18 protein-coding genes are annotated in these 19,428 nt (G+C 66.8%); 9 read left to right on the top strand and 9 right to left on the bottom strand.

The window, feature by feature from the left end:
* Nucleotides 1-274: 274 nt before the first annotated feature.
* The 5 genes from BN39_RS22705 to dnaB all read right to left on the bottom strand — a co-directional run bounded on the left by BN39_RS22705 (nucleotide 275) and on the right by dnaB (nucleotide 8,383).
* Nucleotides 275-2,869 carry a TniQ family protein gene (locus tag BN39_RS22705; protein WP_040765942.1) on the bottom strand — a complete coding sequence of 865 codons (2,595 nt, stop codon included), beginning with the start codon at nucleotides 2,867-2,869 and terminating at the stop codon, nucleotides 275-277.
* Nucleotides 2,866-3,969 carry an AAA family ATPase gene (locus tag BN39_RS06640; protein WP_019201592.1) on the bottom strand — a complete coding sequence of 368 codons (1,104 nt, stop codon included), beginning with the start codon at nucleotides 3,967-3,969 and terminating at the stop codon, nucleotides 2,866-2,868. The genes BN39_RS22705 and BN39_RS06640 overlap by 4 nt, the downstream gene beginning before the upstream one ends.
* On the bottom strand, nucleotides 3,966-6,074 hold the full coding sequence (locus BN39_RS06635) for a helix-turn-helix domain-containing protein (RefSeq protein WP_051158970.1): 2,109 nt from the start codon (nucleotides 6,072-6,074) through the stop codon (nucleotides 3,966-3,968). Before BN39_RS06635 ends, BN39_RS06640 begins: the two co-directional genes overlap by 4 nt.
* Before the next feature lie 35 nt (nucleotides 6,075-6,109).
* The gene (locus tag BN39_RS06630; protein ID WP_019201590.1) at nucleotides 6,110-6,844 is read right to left on the bottom strand and encodes a TnsA-like heteromeric transposase endonuclease subunit; all 735 of its coding nucleotides are present in this window, start codon (nucleotides 6,842-6,844) and stop codon (nucleotides 6,110-6,112) included.
* 135 nt (nucleotides 6,845-6,979) lie between these two features.
* Nucleotides 6,980-8,383, bottom strand: coding sequence for a replicative DNA helicase (gene dnaB, locus BN39_RS06625; protein WP_040766746.1), 1,404 nt, complete (start codon nucleotides 8,381-8,383; stop codon nucleotides 6,980-6,982).
* A 529-nt stretch (nucleotides 8,384-8,912) separates the two neighbouring features.
* On the opposite strand from dnaB, the gene BN39_RS06620 reads away from it, so the two are divergent.
* On the top strand, nucleotides 8,913-9,410 hold the full coding sequence (locus BN39_RS06620) for a hypothetical protein (protein ID WP_019201588.1): 498 nt from the start codon (nucleotides 8,913-8,915) through the stop codon (nucleotides 9,408-9,410).
* A gap of 72 nt (nucleotides 9,411-9,482) precedes the next feature.
* On the opposite strand, the gene rplI is transcribed toward BN39_RS06620, so the two are convergent.
* The 4 genes from rplI to rpsF form a co-directional block, all read right to left on the bottom strand.
* The gene (gene rplI / locus BN39_RS06615; RefSeq protein ID WP_019201587.1) at nucleotides 9,483-9,935 is read right to left on the bottom strand and encodes a 50S ribosomal protein L9; all 453 of its coding nucleotides are present in this window, start codon (nucleotides 9,933-9,935) and stop codon (nucleotides 9,483-9,485) included.
* A 12-nt stretch (nucleotides 9,936-9,947) separates the two neighbouring features.
* Nucleotides 9,948-10,205 (bottom strand): 30S ribosomal protein S18, encoded by a 258-nt coding sequence (gene rpsR / locus BN39_RS06610; RefSeq protein ID WP_019201586.1) that lies wholly within the window; start codon nucleotides 10,203-10,205, stop codon nucleotides 9,948-9,950.
* Nucleotides 10,206-10,272: 67 nt separating this feature from the next.
* Nucleotides 10,273-10,806, bottom strand: a complete 534-nt coding sequence (locus tag BN39_RS06605) for a single-stranded DNA-binding protein (protein ID WP_019201585.1) — start codon at nucleotides 10,804-10,806, stop codon at nucleotides 10,273-10,275.
* 28 nt (nucleotides 10,807-10,834) lie between these two features.
* Nucleotides 10,835-11,119 (bottom strand): 30S ribosomal protein S6, encoded by a 285-nt coding sequence (gene rpsF, locus BN39_RS06600; RefSeq protein WP_019201584.1) that lies wholly within the window; start codon nucleotides 11,117-11,119, stop codon nucleotides 10,835-10,837.
* A 209-nt stretch (nucleotides 11,120-11,328) separates the two neighbouring features.
* Between rpsF and BN39_RS06595 the strand changes: the two genes are divergently transcribed.
* From BN39_RS06595 to BN39_RS06560, 8 genes are read left to right on the top strand one after another with little or no spacing between them, the layout of a single operon-like run.
* Nucleotides 11,329-12,189, top strand: a complete 861-nt coding sequence (locus BN39_RS06595; protein WP_019201583.1) for an ABC transporter permease — start codon at nucleotides 11,329-11,331, stop codon at nucleotides 12,187-12,189.
* A gap of 5 nt (nucleotides 12,190-12,194) precedes the next feature.
* Complete coding sequence (locus BN39_RS06590) at nucleotides 12,195-13,052, top strand: ABC transporter permease (RefSeq protein ID WP_019201582.1); 858 nt, start codon at nucleotides 12,195-12,197, stop codon at nucleotides 13,050-13,052.
* Between the two features lie 2 nt (nucleotides 13,053-13,054).
* On the top strand, nucleotides 13,055-14,083 hold the full coding sequence (locus BN39_RS06585) for an MlaD family protein (protein ID WP_081585945.1): 1,029 nt from the start codon (nucleotides 13,055-13,057) through the stop codon (nucleotides 14,081-14,083).
* Complete coding sequence (locus tag BN39_RS06580; protein WP_019201580.1) at nucleotides 14,080-15,108, top strand: MlaD family protein; 1,029 nt, start codon at nucleotides 14,080-14,082, stop codon at nucleotides 15,106-15,108. Before BN39_RS06585 ends, BN39_RS06580 begins: the two co-directional genes overlap by 4 nt.
* Complete coding sequence (locus BN39_RS06575) at nucleotides 15,090-16,184, top strand: MlaD family protein (protein ID WP_148281431.1); 1,095 nt, start codon at nucleotides 15,090-15,092, stop codon at nucleotides 16,182-16,184. Before BN39_RS06580 ends, BN39_RS06575 begins: the two co-directional genes overlap by 19 nt.
* Complete coding sequence (locus BN39_RS06570) at nucleotides 16,184-17,296, top strand: MlaD family protein (protein WP_040766742.1); 1,113 nt, start codon at nucleotides 16,184-16,186, stop codon at nucleotides 17,294-17,296. Before BN39_RS06575 ends, BN39_RS06570 begins: the two co-directional genes overlap by 1 nt.
* Entirely contained in the window at nucleotides 17,293-18,330 is a 1,038-nt protein-coding gene (locus BN39_RS06565) for an MlaD family protein (RefSeq protein WP_019201577.1), read from the top strand. The genes BN39_RS06570 and BN39_RS06565 overlap by 4 nt, the downstream gene beginning before the upstream one ends.
* Complete coding sequence (locus BN39_RS06560; protein ID WP_019201576.1) at nucleotides 18,327-19,427, top strand: MlaD family protein; 1,101 nt, start codon at nucleotides 18,327-18,329, stop codon at nucleotides 19,425-19,427. The genes BN39_RS06565 and BN39_RS06560 overlap by 4 nt, the downstream gene beginning before the upstream one ends.
* The last annotated feature ends 1 nt before the right edge of the window (nucleotide 19,428 follow it).

Here is a 19,428-nt window from a genome sequence, read left to right as displayed (position 1 = left end):
TCGGAGGCGTCATCCAAAGACATTCGCAACGGTCACGGTATCGAGGGGCGAACCCTCGGAGTGGTGATTCGGTTGTTCAGCTGAGCCCGGTTCGTCGGCAAACGAGCCGGGCTTAGCTGTCTCTATTCTAGAGCCTCACCATGACAGGTTCCGGGACGTGGAATCGCGGTTCGCTCCTGACCCTACCGACGCGACGACGTGCGTGGAGGCTAGGGCATTCCGAACCACGTCTTCACCACCTGAGAGGCCAGGTTCAGGAACTTGGTGCACCGTTTTACCCACCGGGAGACTCGCTAGCAGTTCCGTCCAGCTTTCGAATGGCGTCGATCACCCTCCGTCCGTGGGCGGTCAGGGTCATAGGGCGATTGCGCTCGGCACGGTCGAACAGAGCTCCGCCGGTCTCGCGTTCGAGCCGGAGAAACTGGTTCGTGAGGGTTGCCTGGCTGGTTCCTAACGCGTGTGCAGCCTCGGTCAGCGTGGGGAATCGCGATGCTGCTTTCGCCCGTTCCAGTCGGTCGCGCCCGCCCTGGGCCGCAACAGCTGTGCGCAAGATCGGCGGCACCGTTTTCGCGGCGGCCGCGGCGTCGAGGGCCGCGGTGTGACTGGGTCCGCCGCGGGGTCTCATCGGAATCTCGTGTTTGTTCGCCCACCGAGCCAGGTTCGCCGTGCTCATGCCCAGTTCTCGGGCTATGTCAGGGAGGGCCCTGCTGTTGGTGACATATTGCTGGTAGAGCCAGTCGCGGTCGATGATGATCTTCGCGCGCTCGGTAGCGGGGATCGTCGGGATCTCGTATTCGGTGAGGAGTCGACGGATCACCTGACGACTGACTCCAATACGGTTAGCGATCTGTCGCAAGGTGAGGCGATCGTGATGATAGAGCTGGGTCAAAGCCTCCGGGGGGAGCTGCGTTCGAGCGCTGGCGTACTTCCGGCGGCCGGTATCGACAGGGAGGGGATTGACGATCAGCTCAAGGCGAACCGCCTCGCCAGTGGTGCCGAGGTCGCGGGCGGCGGCGCCGATGGGAAGGTCGCGTTCTCGGATGAGCTTTCGAAGGCGATCACGGTCGATCAGTCCTGGTCGCGGGCCAGGGAGGTCGAGACCAGCGAGGAGCTCAATTGGCGGCTCCCAGGCAATTGGTTCCTCATCGATGCCCGCGGCGTCCAAGAACACCCGTGCGTGGTTGATCAGCTCGTCCCGAAGGCCGGGTGTCAGATCGCGGGGAAACGCGGCGATCTTAGCGAGCAAGTCTGCGGACCCGTCAACCGTGGGGACGCCTGTGAGCTCCTCGCGAAGAAACGCCCGAACAACAGCCGCCCGGGCGGAGCCGCCCTGTGACGGCGTTCCGGTGCGGTGGCAGATCTGCCTCCACTCATCGTCCGGAAGCAAACCGGTGCAATCGAGTGCCCGTCGGCGCTGATAGTCGATCGGTACGCCGCGCTCGACAACGTAATCGGCAACGCGTGTCAGACCCGCGCACACATCGCTCCAGTGTTGATCGGACTCCAGAATCTGTAGGAATCGGGATAGGGCATGGCCAGCCAGGTGACCTCCGACCTGCTGACCAGCGGCCGTCAGATTCAACCGAGTGCCCACCAACTGTAAGGCCGCAGACAATGCCAGGCGCATCATTGTGCGCCTCGCCGCCGGGACCGTGAAGGGCAAACTGATTCCGGCCCAAAATTGCGTCGGCGTGTGACGCGCTAGTAGCTCTGCGCGCCCACTGGTCACCAAGGTGGGAAGGTCGGAGTGAGTGCGGTAGCGAAGTTGGTCGGACGGGTCGAGCATCGGGGATAGCGCGGCGAGCTGGACACCGGTCAGGATTGGTGAGATTCGCGTCCCCCAGCCGATGTTCGTCGGTTGAACACTGAGGCCTGTCTCCCGGGCCGAGGTCACTAACCATCGCAGGCGATCAGCTGCGGCTGCGAGGTCCGAGCAGTGCAGAACGTCGATCGCGGCACTGACGCCAATCGCAGCTGTGACGGCTCTCGCTGGCGCTTCGAGGGCCGGCTTCGTGCGGCTCTGTCGGACTTGTCCGGATCGTGCACCACCTTGTTCATCGACTGCCCGGTACTCAACCGCCAGTTCGGGTCCCACTCGCGCTAAGAGCTCTTCGTCGGTGGCGTAGGACAGTACTCGGCCGCCGATGGCGCGAATGTCGGCAAGCACAGAAGCCGCAGGCTGTGGAAGGCGCGCGTAGACCCCGAACCGCACGACTCCGTCGTCGATGATTCGATCGATGAGGGCCTGTGCCCGAAGAGCGGGGTGCGCACCAGGAAGGTCGAGGACCTCGGCAGCCGTGAGATCGGCGCCGCACCGTCGGGCCTCCCGTCCAATGCCTCCTTCCTGCGCCGGCGATGCACATCGGCCGGGGATCGGGGTGCAGTGGCCCGGGAGCGGGCGGCGGCGTGGAATTCTATGGCAGCGAGGGCATTCGTCGGACAGCAAACAACGATGGTCGGTGCAGGCAAACGCCCAGCCGAGTCGCCATTCGAGCTTCCATCGGCCGCCGTTGCTTCGGAGGCAGTGCGGGCAGAAGCGGGATCCGGTGCGGCGGGTCCATGCCACTTCGCGGCGCAAACTCCGCGACTGCGAGTCGATGCGCACCGCGGTCCCGTCGAACCGGGTGAGGGTCATCATCGAAAATTCGACGTCGCTGCCCGTGGCGGCACACAGGCTGGCTACTTCGGCCTCGCTGAGTGCGATCGTCCAGGGCGGGTACCCAAGACCTGCAGGCGCAGGTATGTCGACTGCGTCGAGAAGGTCTCCCCACGCTGAGTCGGCGCGGAAGGCGATCGCTTCGAGCCAGGAATCGATCGCTTCGCCCGGCACCGGGTCCACCCTGAAGGGAAGCGAACGTGGCACTGTCATCCGGCCCTGCCGATGCGAGTTCTCAGGCAGCCGTTGTCGAATGCCAGGCGCAGTTCTTCGCGAGCCTTCTCCGATGCCTCGTCGATCTTGACCCGATCGAGCAGTTCCTCGTCGAGGCGCTCATACCCAGTCCGGACCGCGCGCTGACATCCCCGGTTGATCAGGGTCATCAGTGAGCCGATCTGGCCGGTACACCGGGCATACAGGTAGTCAGAGAGATCGTCGGCGATCATGCCCGGATACTTTTCGGCCAGAACCACCCGCTGCTCGATCGCCTTGAGCGTCTGACGCCATGCCCGGCGCCCAGCATCATTGGTGACACCGAAAGGATCCATTGTCAGCCGCGTTGTACGCCGGCCGGTCTGCGCGAGAAGAGCATCTCGGTCACTACTGCCCTCGGAGAACAGTCCCCGCGCCTCCAAACCGACGCCAGCGAAGATCACCGTCAACGGGAACTCGTTGGCGATGTACTTGAAGTGGTTGCTGACCTCGACACCGGAGGTGGACTGCAGCCGCAGGAAGTGCAGATCATCGACGATGAGGATCTTCGTTTCGCATGCCAGCACGCAGTCCAGGGCTCGGTGGGCGAAGTCGGCGGCGTTGCCGCGGCGGCCGCCTGGGTGGGCGTAGAACGCGAGCATCGCCCGGTTGAACTCGCGTAGGCCAGTGTTGCCGGTCAGTCCCACCCGGCACACCGGCCACCGTTCATGACCTTCCTCGGTCGTAGTGCCGTTCTCGGCTACTTCGCGGCGGTGGAACGCGCGGGCGAAGCTCAATACCGCGGTGGTCTTCCCTAGTCCGGGTACTGCGTCGATCGCAACGGCGCCTTTCGGTTTGTCTCCGTCCTGGGCGTTGGAGTCGATGACATCCCAGAGGTTTTCGTGCACCTCGACCAGCTGTCTGGTCTTGAGGGGCCCGAGGTTCGCGTGCCACTCGCGGCGCTCACGGTCGTAGTCGGTGCGCTCCTTGTCGGTCAGTCTGTCGAGTTCATCGCGGTTCAACGCCTCCGGTGGAACACGTGCGGGGGTGTTGACGAACTTCTGCCACCCTTCCTTTCGGGCGAGGGTCAGATTGTCGAGTGTCGCGGCGGTTTCGGTCATACGTCCTCCAGCGCGTCGGAGTAGAAGTCATCGATGTTTTCCTGGTCGAATCGATCGTCGTCACCTTCCTCGCCGGCGTAGTCGAGACCGCGATCAATCGCGGTGTCCTCTGCTTGCACATCGCTTTCGTCCTGGTCGGGAGCGAGCACGCGGGCGACCGACGGCAGTCGATCCACACGCGCTTCGCCCTGCGGTCGCTGCGACAGTTCGGTCTCGCGTGACATTCTCAATGCAATGCGCCGTTCCACTCGGGTCGAGCCCAGGCCGATGTTCCACCGCTCCAACAAGTCAGCTACCGCAAGGCGGTCGTTGGGGAATCGGTACTTCGATGCTGCTAGCTTCCTTGCGTAGAGCAGTGCATCCTCGCTGAACGGCATATCGATCGACGGTGCGTGCTCCCACACCAATGTGTGCCAGGTCCGCTCATCTGGGCGCCGGAAGTACACCTTGGTGATGTCGTCGGGATCGAAGTGGATCGGCCATCGTCCCTTGGCCTCGCCGGTGAACCGGCTCGCGAGGTTACGGTAGCCGTTGAGCCCGTCTCCGTTGTAGCGGCGGCCTCCGATCTCGACACCGTAGTGAAGAATTTTCCGCCATACCGGCTTGAGGAACTCGAATGCCAGGTCCGGATCGCGAGGCGCCTCAATGTATCCGGCGCGAGAAACACCGTGCTCGAACATCGCGGCGGGCGACATACGTAAGCCCGGAACTCGCGGGTCGAGCAGGCTCGAATGCTGGCGGTGGTGGTAGACCTGCGCAACCCACTCGCGGATGATGCTTTCGAGCTCGTCGATGTAGAAGAACGCTCCGCCCTCAGGATCCTCGCCGCGGGAGTGGACATCAGGTCCCTTGTACCCCGGCAAGGCCTGGAGGAGATCTTCACGAATAGTACGAAAGAACCGCTCAACTGGCCCTTTGTCGCGGCCGGTTCGGAGCCGAGCTGGCTGCACCGAAATCCCGAAGCGCTGGCACACACTCATCACGTGGTTCGAGAGGTAGACCTTGCCATGGTCCACGACCAGTGTCTCAGGGACAATAGCTGGTCCAGCGGCCGCATCCGCTGGCCGCTCCGCGGTGACATCTACAAGTACCGACCGCGGTACTCCGTGAGCTGGCCACACCGCGTATTCCGGCCAGTCCGCGCCGGCCGGACGTGGGCTGAAAACCTCGTACATCACGGTCGCTACATCAACCGATTTCGTGGAAACCGGGGTCAATCGCAACCCGGTGATGCAGCGGGTGTACCAGTCCATCGCGACGGTCAGTTCGACCTGCACCCATCGCAGCGTCAGAGGATCGAGCCCGAAGACATCGAGCCTGGTTGTGTCCATCAGCATGTACTCGCCAGGCCGAGTTGGACGGAGCTTGCCGTACACGCCTTCTGGCCGCTCAGCGATGTCGCGATTTCGCTTGGCAGACAGTCGAAATGTGGGATAGCGCTGTTCCAGATACTCGAGAACGCGGAAAGCATTTGTCCGAGACGGGATGGCGACGACCCCTTCTCCGAATCGCGCCAAGACCCGTGCCTCCGCGCGTGCCATCACCATCGTGCGGGACGGTTTCGACTCGGTGGCGTGCTCAACCATGACTTCGACAGCTGTGTCTAACCACCGCCGATCGACAGACGGGAAGGGCTCCGCCTCTCTCGTACGTCGCGCGTCTACCAGGCCTGCGGGCCCTTCAGTGCGGAACTTGGACACCCACCGCTCCACAGATCGCAAGCCGACGCCCAGTTCGCGCGCCTTCGCTGCGTAGCGGTCAGTGAGCGGGCGGTCGCCGGAAAACTCCGGCCTGGGCTCCCCCTTGCTCGCAGTCTCCGCGCTGCCAGATCTGTACCCGGTAAGAATCTCGCGTACGTGCCCCGCGCGTTCCGTCACCTTCTGAAGCTCTGCCGCGGACAACTCACCGAAGATGACGCCTGCAGGCTCGGTTGCATCAGTGCTCGAAACGCCAGGGCCGGTCGGGAGGACCCGACCCCGGACCGAAGACAGCAACTCCGCGAGGCCAACTCGCATGTACTGCCCTGCAGCGCTTTTCCCCAGCACATCGACGACGCCCTTAGCCGTGGCGAGCTCCACGATCTCGAACGCCTCGCCGTCGTACATGTACCGTCCGCCAACCTCAACCCGCTCAACGCCACTCACAAGACCCTCGAAATCTGAGTGCGACTAGTGATTGCGGCGTCAATGTCGACGTGCAGCCGACGCCGCCATATCAAGTGCAGCACCGCCGCTCGCACGCTCGCGTCAGGACGATCTGGCATCCGATCGATGAGAGCACCAATCGTCAATCCCACCTGAGCGACCGCCTGAACCGCCTCGCAATGGTCAGGCACGATTGCACTCTCGCGCCGATAGCCAGCGAGGAATCTGACATTCGCGGCCCTCCGCGGCGGCGGCTCGGTGGCGACCTCGTATCGCCACCCCTTGGCCTCGACGACATCCCGAGTCAAGTTCAAAACCCTTGCAACATCATCATTATCAAGCCGTCGAGCAGGCTTTACGTCAACGACGACCGGGCCGGAATCAGTATCGAGTAGGAAGTCCGGAACGTGCCTCCGCAGGACACCATCGGCCTCAGTCGCGAGAAGGAAAGGCTGGGCCACGATGCCCCGAACCCGATCGTCGAAGTCTGCGAGCATCAGGTTAGCGAGCTCCAGGCGGGACTCATAGATCACCAGATCGCGGGTAGTGCTCGACCAGTACCACCCCGAGTAGTGTTTCTGCCCTCGATACCAGCGAAATGTGCGCCACGGCGCTGCCTCGCGAAGGTCCTCCATTGCGGCCGACTTCCACTCCACGGTCCGCTCACAGAGGTCCTCACCGCGGCGGAACGATACTTCCACCGCGGTCCCCGCGGAGCTGCCGGGCGACATGGTCTTGACGGTGCCACTTCCGCCCTCAGATGCGGGGACGTGCCCCGGCGTGTCCCAAACAGTTGGCGGATCCGCCAACTGTCCGCCACGTAGCTTGGGATTCCGCCACGGAATCTGGGACCCTACAGAGGGGCGTCAGCCCTTGGCCATGTCCACGAAGCGGGAGTAGTGCAGCTGGTGGGCCACGGTGACCGTGCCGGTGGGGCCGGCACGGTGCTTGCCGAGGATGAAGTCGGCCTCGCCCGCACGGGGATCGTCGCGCTCGTAGGCGTCGGGGCGGTGCACGAGGACCACCATGTCGGCGTCCTGCTCCAGCGAGCCGGACTCACGGAGGTCGGCCACCTGGGGCTTCTTGTCGGTGCGCTGCTCGGGGCCACGGTTGAGCTGCGCGACGGCGATCAGCGGCACCTCGAGCTCCTTGGCCAGCAGCTTGAGCTGGCGGGAGAACTCCGAGACCTCCTGCTGGCGGGACTCGACCTTCTTGCCGGACGTCATCAGCTGCAGGTAGTCGATCACGATCAGCTTGAGATCGTGCCGCTGCTTGAGGCGGCGGGCCTTGGCGCGGATCTCCATCATCGTGAGGTTGGGCGAATCGTCGATGTACAGCGGCGCCTCGGACACCTCCGACATGCGGCGGGCCAGGCGGGTCCAGTCGTCGTCGGACATCGTGCCGGAACGCATGTCCGCGAGCTTGATCCGTGCCTCGGCGGACAGCAGGCGCATGACGACCTCGGTCTTGCCCATCTCGAGGCTGAACAGGGCGCCGGCCATGCCGTTGGTGATGGCACAGGACCGCAGGATGTCCAGCGCGACGGTGGACTTACCGGCGCCGGGACGCCCGGCGATGATGATCATCTGCCCGGCGTGCAGGCCGTTGGTGAGCGCGTCGAAGTCCGTGAAGCCGGTGGGCACGCCCATGCTGACGCCGCCGCGCGAGGCGATCGCGTCGATCTCGTCCATGGTCGGCTGGAGCAGCTCCTCCAGCACCACGTAGTCCTCGGACGCCTTGCGCTCGGTGACGTCGTAGACGGCCGCCTGCGCGCGGTCGACCACCTCGGCGACGTCCGCACCGTCGGACCCCGAGTACCCGAACTGGACGATCCGCGTTCCCGCCTCCACGAGGCGCCGCAGGATGGCCTTCTCCGCCACGATCTCGGCGTAGAAGCCGGCGTTGGCCGCGGTGGGCACCGTGGAGATCAGAGTGTGCAGGTACGGGGCGCCGCCGACGCGCTTGAGCTCGCCCTTGCGGTCCAGAGTGGCGGACACGGTGACGGCGTCCGCCGGCTCACCGGCGCCGTAGAGGTCGAGGATCGCGTCGTACACCGACTGGTGCGCCGGCCGGTAGAAGTCGCCGGGGGTCAGCACCTCGAGCACGTCGGCGATCGCGTCCTTGGAGAGCATCATGGCGCCGAGCACGGACTGCTCCGCGGCGACGTCCTGCGGGGGCTGGCGGCCGAAGTCCTCGGCGGGCGGAGCGTCCGCGGAGGGCGCGCGGTCCGCGGGCCCCGGCGTGTACTCCTGCTCGTCCGTGACCGACACCGCGTACCACCTCACACTCGCGCCGCGCGGTGGATACCGCACGGAACCGTCCATCCGTTCTCAGGTCTATCGGCAGGGGCTGACATGTTCGAGATCCCACGCATAGCTCACGACCGACGCACGTGAACGCTAGGCGCAGTCGACCCGATCGCAAAGCCCCCCTGTGGATGAACCTGTGCAATCTGTGTGCACTGAGCGCGGTCATCGTGGGGACGCCCGTGTGGACCGATGGGGAAAACCTGTGGAAACAAACATCGGACATCGGAGAACGCACAGGTCAGAGCGTTCGGGATTCGTGCACCGGCTGTGGATCAACATTGCTCAGCGTGTCGCATCGATCCGACATTCGGGCGTGTCGCGAGTGAATCGTTCCCCTGCGCGGAGGCAAAACCACCCCTCGTTGTTACCCGCCGGTCACCCCGCGGAGCCCCTACCAGCACGGACGCGTCACTTCCCGCCGGACGGACTTCTTCCCCACGCGCGCGACGCGTACCCTGAACCGGGCACAACTGCAATGGAAGGACTCCCGATGAACACCTCGAAGATCACGACGCGCGCTGCAGGCGTCGCGGTCGCGCTCGCGGCAGTGGCCACGTGCGCCATCGGGCCCGTCGGGGCCGATCCGGCTCCCAAGCCCGCGCCCCCCAAGCCGAAGACGGTCACGGCCACCTGCTCCAGCCCGAACCCCATGTTCGTGGTCGGCAACGACATGCTGACCTGGAAGGTCACGGCCGCTCCCGGAGCGCCGGGCCAGGTCCTCTTCTCCGCGGTCGGCGGCGCGGGCGGGCGCGATTTCGTGCTCAACCAGTTCTCGTCCAGGGCCACTCTGTCCTGGAACAACACCACGACCGGCAAGTTCGGCAGCGCACAGCTGTCGGGCAACGGCCCGTCGCCCGTCCTGAACAAGACCCCGGTCACCACCGGTAAGGGCGCGGTCACGTTCAACATCGTCATCAAGGCGGGCGCCGGAACCGAGTGGATCGGCACCCAGACCAGCACCCCCTGCGTGGGCACCATCAACCTCTGACGCCGCGCGCGCATACGAGAAAGTCCCCGTCACCTCCCTGGGAGGCGACGGGGACTTCTTCGTGTTCGTCGGCTACTCGGCCGCGACGGTCAGCGAGAACTTCGCGCGGACCTCGGGGTGCAGCGCCACGACGACCGGGAACGTGCCCGTCGCCTTGATGTGGCCCTGCGGCAGCTCGATGCTGCGCTTGTCGACGACCGGGCCGCCGGCGGCCTTGAGGGCGCCCGCCACGTCGGCCGTGGTGACCGAGCCGAACAGCTTGCCCGACTCGGCGGTCTTCACGCCGAGGGCGACGCTGTCGAGGCCCTCGATGGCCTGCTTCAGCTCGTTGGCGTGGTCGAGGCCGCGCACGCGCTTGGCCTCCTGGCTGCGGCGGATGCCCTCGACCTGCTTCTCGGCGCCACGGGTGGCCACGATGGCCAGGCCGCGGGGCAGCAGGAAGTTGCGGCCGTAGCCGTCCTTGACCTCGACGGTGTCGCCGGGGCCACCCAGGTTGTCGACGTCGGCGGTGAGAATCAGCTTCATGACTTCTCTCCCTTATCGAGTGGTCGACGTGAACGGCAGCAGGGCCACCTCACGCGCGTTCTTGACGGCGATCGCGATGTCGCGCTGGTGCTGGACGCAGTTGCCCGTCACGCGACGGCTGCGGATCTTGCCCCGCTCCGACAGGAAACGACGCAGCAGCGTGGTGTCCTTGTAATCGATCGCGGTGTTCTTCTCCTTGCAGAACGTGCACGCCTTGGCCTTGACGGCCTTCTCGACGCGCACCTTCCGGCCATTGCCCTTACCGGCCATGGTGTTGGTACTCCTTGATTGGTATATCCGGGCCACGAGGGCCCGGCACAGTCATCGATCCCGGGGATCAGAACGGCGGATCGTCGCTGCCGCCGCCGAAGTTCCCGGCCGCGGGGGCGCTGCCCCACGGATCTTCCTGCGGCTGGTTCTGCCGCGGAGCCTGCTGAGCGGGCTGCTGGCTGAAACCGCCACCGCCGCCCTGGCCGCCGCCGCTGAAACCGCCGCCGCCACCGCCGCGCGGGGTGCGCACCGGCTTGGCCGTCGCGTACTTGAGGGAGGGGCCGATGTCGTCGACCTCGAGCTCCACCACGGTGCGCCGCTGACCCTCGCGGTCGTCGTACGACCGCTGCTTCAGACGGCCGGAGACGACGACCCGGGTGCCCTTCGTGAGCGATTCGGCGACGTTCTCGGCCGCCTCACGCCAGATGTTGCACCGCAGGAACAGCGCCTCGCCGTCCTTCCACTCGTTCGTGTTCCGATCGAAGGTCCGGGGCGTGGACGCGACGGTGAAGTTGGCCACCGCCGCACCCGACGGGGTGAAGCGCAGCTCCGGATCCGCCGTCAGGTTCCCGATGACCGTGATGACCGTCTCGCCTGCCATGGTGATTCTCCCTGCTGTATCGGTACGGCTAGTTCTGCCGCAGCACCTTAGTGCGAAGCACCGACTCATTCAGCTTGAGCTGACGATCGAGCTCGTTCACGGTGGCCGGCTCGGCGGTCAGATCGATGACCGCGTAGATACCCTCGGCGTTCTTCGAGATCTCGTAGGCCAGACGACGCTTGCCCCAGATGTCGATGTTCGCGATCGAACCGCCGTCCTTACGGACCACGTTCAGGAAGGTCTCCAGCGAGGGTGCGACGGTGCGCTCATCCAGGCTCGGATCCAGGATCACCATCAGTTCGTACTTACGCATGGGCTTTCGCCTCCTCCTATGGACTATGCGGCCGCGGACTCTCCGCGGCAGGAGTGTCGCCGTATCGGCAACCGCCCTAGGCTACCCCAACCGCTCGCCACCTGCGAAATCGCGCCCTTGACGCCTCGATCACATATATGTGCGTAAACTCACACGGGCTTAGAGAATATTCCCTAACATAGAGCCCGTTCCGTCTGGAGGGAGAGTTCATGGGTGCGGATACCGCGCCGTCGGCGGCCCGGCCGGCGTCGAGACCGAGCGACGCTCGGATCCTCGTCGACAACCTGGACCGCAACGCGCTCGGCCCCGTCCGCACCCTCGGCCGGACCGCCCAGCTCGCCGCCACCACGATCGCCGCAGCGGTCAGCGACACCGTCCGTGGCCGTCTCGCGTTCCGGGAGACCGTGATCCAGGCGTGGTTCCTGATCTCCGTCACCGCCGTCCCCGCCTTCCTCATGGCCATCCCGTTCGGCGTCATCGTCACCATCCAGGTGGGCAGCATCGTCGCCCAGATCGGCGCCGAATCGCTGCTCGGCGCGGCCAGCGGACTGGCCGTGATCCAACAGGCGGCGCCCCTCGCGGCCGGTCTCCTGCTCGGCGGCGCCGGGGCCTCCGCCATCGCCGCCGACCTCGGGGCCCGCACCATCCGCGACGAGGTGGACGCGCTGCGCACCATGGGCATCGACCCGGTGCATCGTCTCGTCGCGCCCCGGCTCATCGCGGCCGTGGTGGTGGCGCCCCTCCTCAACCTGTTCATCGTGGTGGTCGGGATCCTCGCCGCGTTCTACGTCGCGGTGCTCGGGCAGGACGTGACGCCCGGCAGCTACTGGCTCAGCTTCGGCTCCTTCGCCACGGTCCGCGACCTCGGCTTCTCCATGGTCAAGGCCGCGCTCTTCGGTTCGATCATCGCGATCGTCGGCTGCCAGCACGGGCTCGAGGCCAAGGGCGGAGCGCGGGGTGTGGCGGACGCGGTCAACGCGACCGTCGTCGTGTCGACGGTGGCGATCATCGTCCTCAACTTCGCCCTCACCCAGGCGTACACGGTCTTTTTCCCAATGAGAATGGGCTGACGCCGATGGCCGTAGCGACGTACCGCCCCCGGGGCACCCGCACCCTCGCGAGGATCGCCGCCTGGTTCCGCTCCCTGCTGGCCCGCCTGGGCCACATGGCGGGATTCTGCATCTCGGCGGTCGCCATGATCCCGCACGCTGCGCGGCACTACAGCCGCCAGACGATCAGCACCGTCACGGACCTCACGTGGGGCCGCGGCGCCGTCATCGTGGGCGGCGGCACCTCCCTGATGATGGTCGTCCTGGGACTCGCGGTCGGCGGCACCGTCGCCGTGCAGGCGTTCGCCACCCTCGACCTGCTCGGGATGGGGCCGCTCACCGGCACGGTGAGCGCCCTCGCCAACACCCGCGAGTTCGCGCCGATCCTCGCGGCCTCCGGATTCGCGGTGCAGGCGGGCTGCCGGATGACGGCGGAGATCGGCGCCATGCGGATCAACGAGGAGATCGACGCCCTGGAATCGCTGGGCCTGCGCTCGATCTCGTTCGTGGTGAGCACCCGCGTGCTGGCCGGCCTGATCGCCGTGGTCCCCACGTTCCTCATCGCCATCGTGGTGAGCTTCTTCGCCTGCAGCCTGATCGTCACCGTGGCGCAGGGCGAGTCCGCCGGCGCCTACGAGCACTACTTCCAGCAGTTCCTCTCTGGCCCGGACATCCTGGCCGCGACCCTCAAGGTGGTCGTGTTCCTCATCGTGGTCATCCTGATCCACTGCTACCAGGGCTTCTTCGCCGCGGGCGGCCCCGAGGGCGTGGGCGTGGCCTCGGGCCGCGCGGTCCGCGCGTCGATGGTCGCGATCGTCGTGCTGGACATGCTGCTCACGGCCGCGATCTGGGGATTCAATTCGAACGTGGTGTTCCGGGGGTAGGCATGTCAACGATCGCATCCGTACCGGGCATGACCGTCGAGCCCCGTCAGCTGGTTCGACGGGGCGCCATCACCGTCGCCGTCGTCGCCGTCGTCGCGCTCGTGGCGTGGGGGATCACCGCGCTGTTGCGGCCCTCGCCGATGCGCGTCACGCTCGCGGCGTCCTCCGTCGCTCCGGGCGTCAGCAACCGCACCGTCATCGAGATGAACGGCGTGCGCATCGGCACCGTGTCCGGGGTCGACCAGCTGGGCTCGGGTCGGCTCGGCGTGGTGATGGACCTCGACCCCGATCAGGGCCGGAAACTCACGGACAAGTTCCGTGCGGACTTCGCCCCCAACAACCTCTTCGGCGTCACCTCGATGCAGGTGATCCCCGCCTCCGACGGGACACCCCTGCGCGACGGTGCCGTCATCACCCCCGTCGCCACGCCCGGTGACTCCTCGATGTCGAACCTGCTGCGCTCGCTGGCCGATGTCGAGTCGACGGCGCTGCGGCCGTACATGTCCGAGCTGATCCGGCAGGCCGACACCGCGACCACGGGCTTCCTGCCGATGGTGCGGGCGCTGGGCGCGGTGGCGGAGGCCAACGCCGACACCCAGACCGTGCCCACGTCCCAGACACTGCCCATCCTGGCGAGCGCCCTGCAGGGGGTCGGAGCCTCGAGCAACGACCTGCTGTCCGCCCTGAAGATGTTGTGGGACTGGCCCGCCCCCGACGTGCCCGGGTACGCCGAGAAGCAGACGGCGACGATCACGGCGCTCCGCGATCTCACCGCCCCCGACCTGGCGAACCTGGTCAAGAACCTGCAACCCCTGGAGCCCGTGCTGAACAGCGTGGTCGACATCGACCGCCGCATGGTGAAGTCCATGCCGGACGCCGCACACAACGGCCGGCAGATCTCGGACCTCATCGAGACGATCCGCAAGGCGATCAAGGACACCCCGAACGGCAAGGTCCTCGACCTCGACGTGCAGGCGCGCCCCGTGCCGATCCCGGCGTCGCCGGCCGCGCAGCAGGGAGGTGGCCGATGACCCGGTTCCGCGCATCCACCATCCGCCTGATCGTCTTCGTGGTCGTGGTCGCCCTCGGCACCACGTTCACGGTGCGCGCGTTGCAGCGCCCCGCACCCGGGTCGCAGGTCGAGTACACGGCGCAGTTCACCAACGCATCCGGCCTGCGCCCCGGCGACGACGTGCGGGTACTCGGCGTGCAGGTGGGGAAGGTGAAGACGATCGACCTCCGGCGCGGCGAGGGCGGCCGCGGCTCGTTCGCCGAGGTGGCGCTCACCGTCGAGCGGGAGCAGGAGATCTACAAGAACTCGCGGCTGGCGATCCGGTTCCAGAACCTCACGGGGCAGCGGTACGTCGACCTGCAACGCGACAAGGCCCCCGCCGAGACCCTGCCGGTGGGCTCCACCGTCCGCACCGCGCAGACGGTGCCGTCGTTCGACATCACGACGGTGTTCAACGGGCTGCAGCCCGTGCTCGCCGCCATGCGCCCGGAGGACATCAACCACTTCGCGCAGTCGGTGGAGGTCGCCATGAACGGCGACGGCAGCGGCCTCGGCCCGATGCTCGACGCCATCGACCAGCTGGCGACGTTCACCGACAACCGGGCCGCGCTGTTCGAGACGCTGATCCAGAACTTCTCGAACCTGTCGGAATCCATCGGCGGCAAGTCCTCCTCGATGGCCACGATCATCGCCTACCTGAACCGGCTCGGCCGGGTCATGGCCGCGTCGGGGCCCGCGTTCCAGGTGCTCGCGAGCGACGGGGCGCAGGTCATCACCGCGGCCGACGCGCTGCTGGCGAACCTCGGGATGACCCCGGACAGCAATCCCTGGCTCGCGGACCTGGTCTCACCGGAGGCCAAGAAGCTGGGTCCGCTCGTGGACCTGGCCGCGCTCGTCCCCGGCGTGTTCGCTCTCCTGACGGGGCAGGGCATACCGAAACCCAAGGGGGACACCCGCTGCAGTAAGGGAGAGGCCGCGTTGCCGCCCGATGTCCACATGCTCATCCGAGGTCTGAAGGTCACGCTGTGCAACAACCCGAAGTGACCGGACCGGATCCGGACCAGCCCGACCTGGCGACCCGCGCGGTCGCCGGGGCGCTGCGGCGTCGCCCGCCCCGGCGGGTGTGGCGCCGCACGTGGTTCCGCTTCGGCGCCGAGTCGAACCGCCAGTTGGCGTGGGGCTTCCTGTCCGTGTTCATGGCGGTGGTCCTCGTCCTCGTCGCCGCGTTCCTCTCGTTCTCCCCTCCCCGCACGACGATCTACCACGTCGACATGGCGGAGTCCGGGCAGCTCCGGGCGAACGACGAGGTCCGCGTGGCCGGCGTCCCCGTGGGCGAGGTGACGAAGATGGAGCTGCGCCGCAACGACGTCCGCGCCACGATCCGGGTGTCCCGGGGCTCCTTCATCGGCGACAAGTCGAGCGCCGCGGTGAAGATGCTCACCGCGGTCGGCGGCAGCTACCTGGACATCGACTCCATGGGGAGCGCGTCGCTCGGCCGCGACGACGCGATCCCCGCGTCCCGCGTGCGCCTGCCCTACTCCCTCACCGAGACCTTCCAGACCGCGGGCCCCAAGCTCGACGCCGTCGACGCGCAGCCCCTCCGCGAGTCGCTCGTGCAGATCTCGCAGGCGGCGAACGGCCGGCCCGGCCAGCTCGGCCACGTGATCAACACGCTCTCGGGCATGGTGAACAGCCTGGGCCGGCAGAAGGACCAGATCGGCCGCTTCATCACGGTCGTCTCCGAGTACACCACCGAGCTGAACAGGAACGGCGACCACCTGACCGCGCTCATGCGGGACATGAGCCTGTTCCTGGCGACCGCCTCGGTGAACATCAACGGCTACAAGGCCTTCATGAAGGGCCTCGAGCTCACCCTCCGCAGGATCAAACCGCTGGCAGTTCTCTACCTCACCGAAGTGGACGCTTTCGAGAAGCAGTTCCGCTTGATCGCCGATCAGATGGAGGAGCTCCTCGTGAAGTTCGAGCCGATGATCGACAACGCGAAGAAGCTGCTGGCCGACGCCAATAAGGCCGTCCAGCCCGACGGGAGCATCGTGATCAACGGCAACACCGTGCTGGCGTCCTCGTTCTGCATCCCGATGGCGGGGGTGACGTGCTGATGCTCCGCAAGCTCCTCGGATCCAAGTGGCTGATCAGCGGTCTCGCGATCGCCATGTCCGTCGTCGTCGGCATCGGCGCGGCGTGGTACGCCCGCGGCGGCGCCGAGCGCACCGTCTCGTACTGCGCCCTGATGCCCGACGCCATCGGGCTCTTCGAGGGCAACCCCGTGATGCGCCGCGGCGTCACCATCGGCAAGGTCACGTCGATCGCCGCCGAGGGCGCGAAAGCGCGGGTCCAGCTGGACGTCGATGCGGACCAAAGGATCCCGGTCAAGGTCGGGGCGGTGACAGTCGCGAAATCGCTCATCGCGTCCCGGCAACTGGCGCTGATCGGCGACGACGACGGCGGGCCCACCCTCAAGCCGGGCGCCTGCATCACGGATTCGAAGACGCCGCTGTCGATCACCAAGTCGCTCGAGGGCGCGAACCGGCTCACCTCCGAGGTCACCGCGGGCGGAGGCCCGGAGCAGACCAAGCAGGCGCAACAGGCGCTCACCGCCCTGGCCCGGGAGACCGACGGCAGCGGACCGAAGATCAACGGCGTCCTGATGCAGCTGTCCGCCGTGCTCGACGACCCGGGACCCGGTATGGACGATCTGGCCCGCGCGTTCGACGCCCTCGCACCCCTCACCGGCGGCATGACGTCGAACTGGGGCGAGATCAAGGGCCTGTTCAGCCGGATGCCGTTCTACCTGACCAACGTGATGACACCGCTCGCGAACACCACCTACGCCCTCGGCGATGCCCTGATCCCCCTGGGGAAGTCGCTGTTCCAGCTGATCGGGCGGTACGGCGAGACCATCTTCCCCGTGCTCGACGCGACCGTCCCGATCACCCGGCTGGTGGCGGCCGGCGTCCGCAACTACGGCGACCTGCTGCGCCTGATCCCGCCTCTCATCGAAGCCTTCAAGATCGATTACGACCAGCCGAACGCCCGCCTGAAGATCGGGTACCAGCCGCTGCCGAACACCGCCTTCCCGGCGGCCAACCCGCAGCTCACGTGCACGAACATCAATCGCATCGCACCGGGCCAGTGCACGGTCATCGGCGGCGACAAGATCCGGGTCGACGTCATCTCAGCGGTGTTGCAGGGAACGGGGGCGGCGAAATGACGCGCACGGTCCGCCGGGTGCTCCCGGCGCTGCTCGCGGTGATCGTGGTGGCGATCGCGGGGTTCTGGGGATTCCGTAACCTGGGCCCGTCGGCGTTGCCGACCCCGGGAGCGGGCACCTCGGGGTGGCAGCTCAAGGTGCTGTTCCCCGACGTGCTGAACCTGCCCGACCAGGCGAAGGTCCGCCTGCTCGGCCGGGACGTCGGGTCGCTCAACCGGGTCCAGCTCAAGGACAAGGCCGCCGAGGCCACGCTGAACATCCAGTCCGACACCAGGATCCCCCGCTCCGCGGTCGCCGAGCTGCGCCAGGACACGCCCCTGGGCGACATCTACGTCGCCCTCACCCCGCCCGATGCGAAGGACGGGACCTTCTTCGCGAACGGCGACACCGTCCCCCAGTCGCAGACGCGCGCCGCGGTGCAGATGGAGCAGATGCTCACCAGCCTCTCGGAATTCCTCGGCAGCGGCAGCCTCAGCCAGATGGGCAACACCTTCGACCGGCTCAACAGCAGTTTCCCCGAAGATCCCGCGGCGACCCGCAAGATCGTCGGCAACCTCACCACCACGGTGAAGGCCTGGTCCGACGACCAGCGCAGCCTGGACACCGCGCTCTCCTCGATCGTCGACATCACCAACGAGCTCAACGCGCAGCGGGCGACGCTGGGGCAGTACCTCGAGGAGGGCTCGATGAAGCGGTGGCGCACCATCATCGAGACCGGCGACATCGTGTCGATCTTCGCCGCACTCGCGCCCACGATGAGCAACGCCACCTTCCTCGTGCCCACCCTGCGGGAGACCAACACCCTCCTCAAGGCGGTCGTGCGGCCGATCATGCTGTTCGACCGTCCGTCCGGTTCCACCCGTCCCGACAACCTGGTGAACCTGCGCAACCTGCTGCGCGACACCGTCATCCCGTATCTCCAGCAGGGCCCCAAGATCAACCTCGTACGGCTCGGCATCGGGGACGAGATGCCCAGCGGAGAGCGGGCCGACCAGGCGGTCAAGACCCTGCGGATGCTCGGAGTGGTGCGATGAAACGCGAACTGATCGCCAACGTCATCACGTTCGTCGTCGTGCTCACGCTCGGTGTGAGCGCACTCGTCTTCGGCTACATGGGCGTCCGGCCCGGCACGAAGTACACCACCGTCACGATGCAACTGCCCCAGTCCGCGCAACTGGTCACGGGCTCATCGGTGCTCATGCGCGGAGTGCGGATCGGTGAGGTCGAACGCGTCGACGCGGAGACCCGCGGCGTCGCGGTGCGGATCAAATACCCTGACACGAACAAGGTTCCTGTGACGTCGGCGGTCACCATCGAACAGCTCACGGCGCTCGGGGAACCGTACGTCGAGTTCGCACCGGACGGAACGGACGGGCCGTTCCTGGCCGACGGAGCGGTGCTCGACGCGAAGCGGGTGTCGGTGCCCACCTCCATCCCCGACATCTTCCGCTCACTGTCCGCGATGAGCAGGATCGCCGAGGCGGGACCGCTCGCCGACCTCGTGAAGACCATGTGGCAGGCGACCACGGGCACCGACGCCGCCATGCCCCGCCTCACGGAGGCGGGCAACCTGCTGACCACCACCCTCGTCTCGCGGATGCCCCAGATCCGCACCATGTTCACGCAGACCCAGGTCTACTCGGCCGACATGGGATGGATGGGCTCCGCGATCGGCGACTTCGGCCCGGCCTTCCGCGGCACCATCGACGCGATCAGGCCGGCCGTCGACAAGGTCCAGGACGTGGTGGGCGAACTCGACCTGCCCCGCCCCTTCACCGAGAACCTGCACCCGTTCGCCCAGCGGCTCGACCCGTACCTGCGGGAGCTGATGCCGAAGATCGCCGAGATCATGGGGCCCAGCCTCGCGATCCTCAAGGCCGTGGACAACACCCTCCCGATCATCGACCTCAGCGCGTTCCTCTCGTCGGCGCTCGCGATGGTGGGGCCCGACGGTACGCCGCGCCTCGCGGTCACGATCCCCGTCCCCGGCACGGTGGGTGCGCCCAAGCCGGCGGCGCCGAGCGCCGCCCCGTCCTCGTCGACCGCTCCGTCACGGGCCTCGTCGAGTACGGTTCCCACACCCCGCTCCTCCGCGACATCGACACCGAACCAGACCCCGATCCCGAGGTGAG

This window comes from Tsukamurella sp. 1534 (assembly GCF_000312385.1).
In the GTDB taxonomy this organism is placed as follows: domain Bacteria; phylum Actinomycetota; class Actinomycetes; order Mycobacteriales; family Mycobacteriaceae; genus Tsukamurella.
Note: the sequence above shows the minus strand (reverse complement) of the source record. Positions and strands in the feature narration are given on the sequence as shown.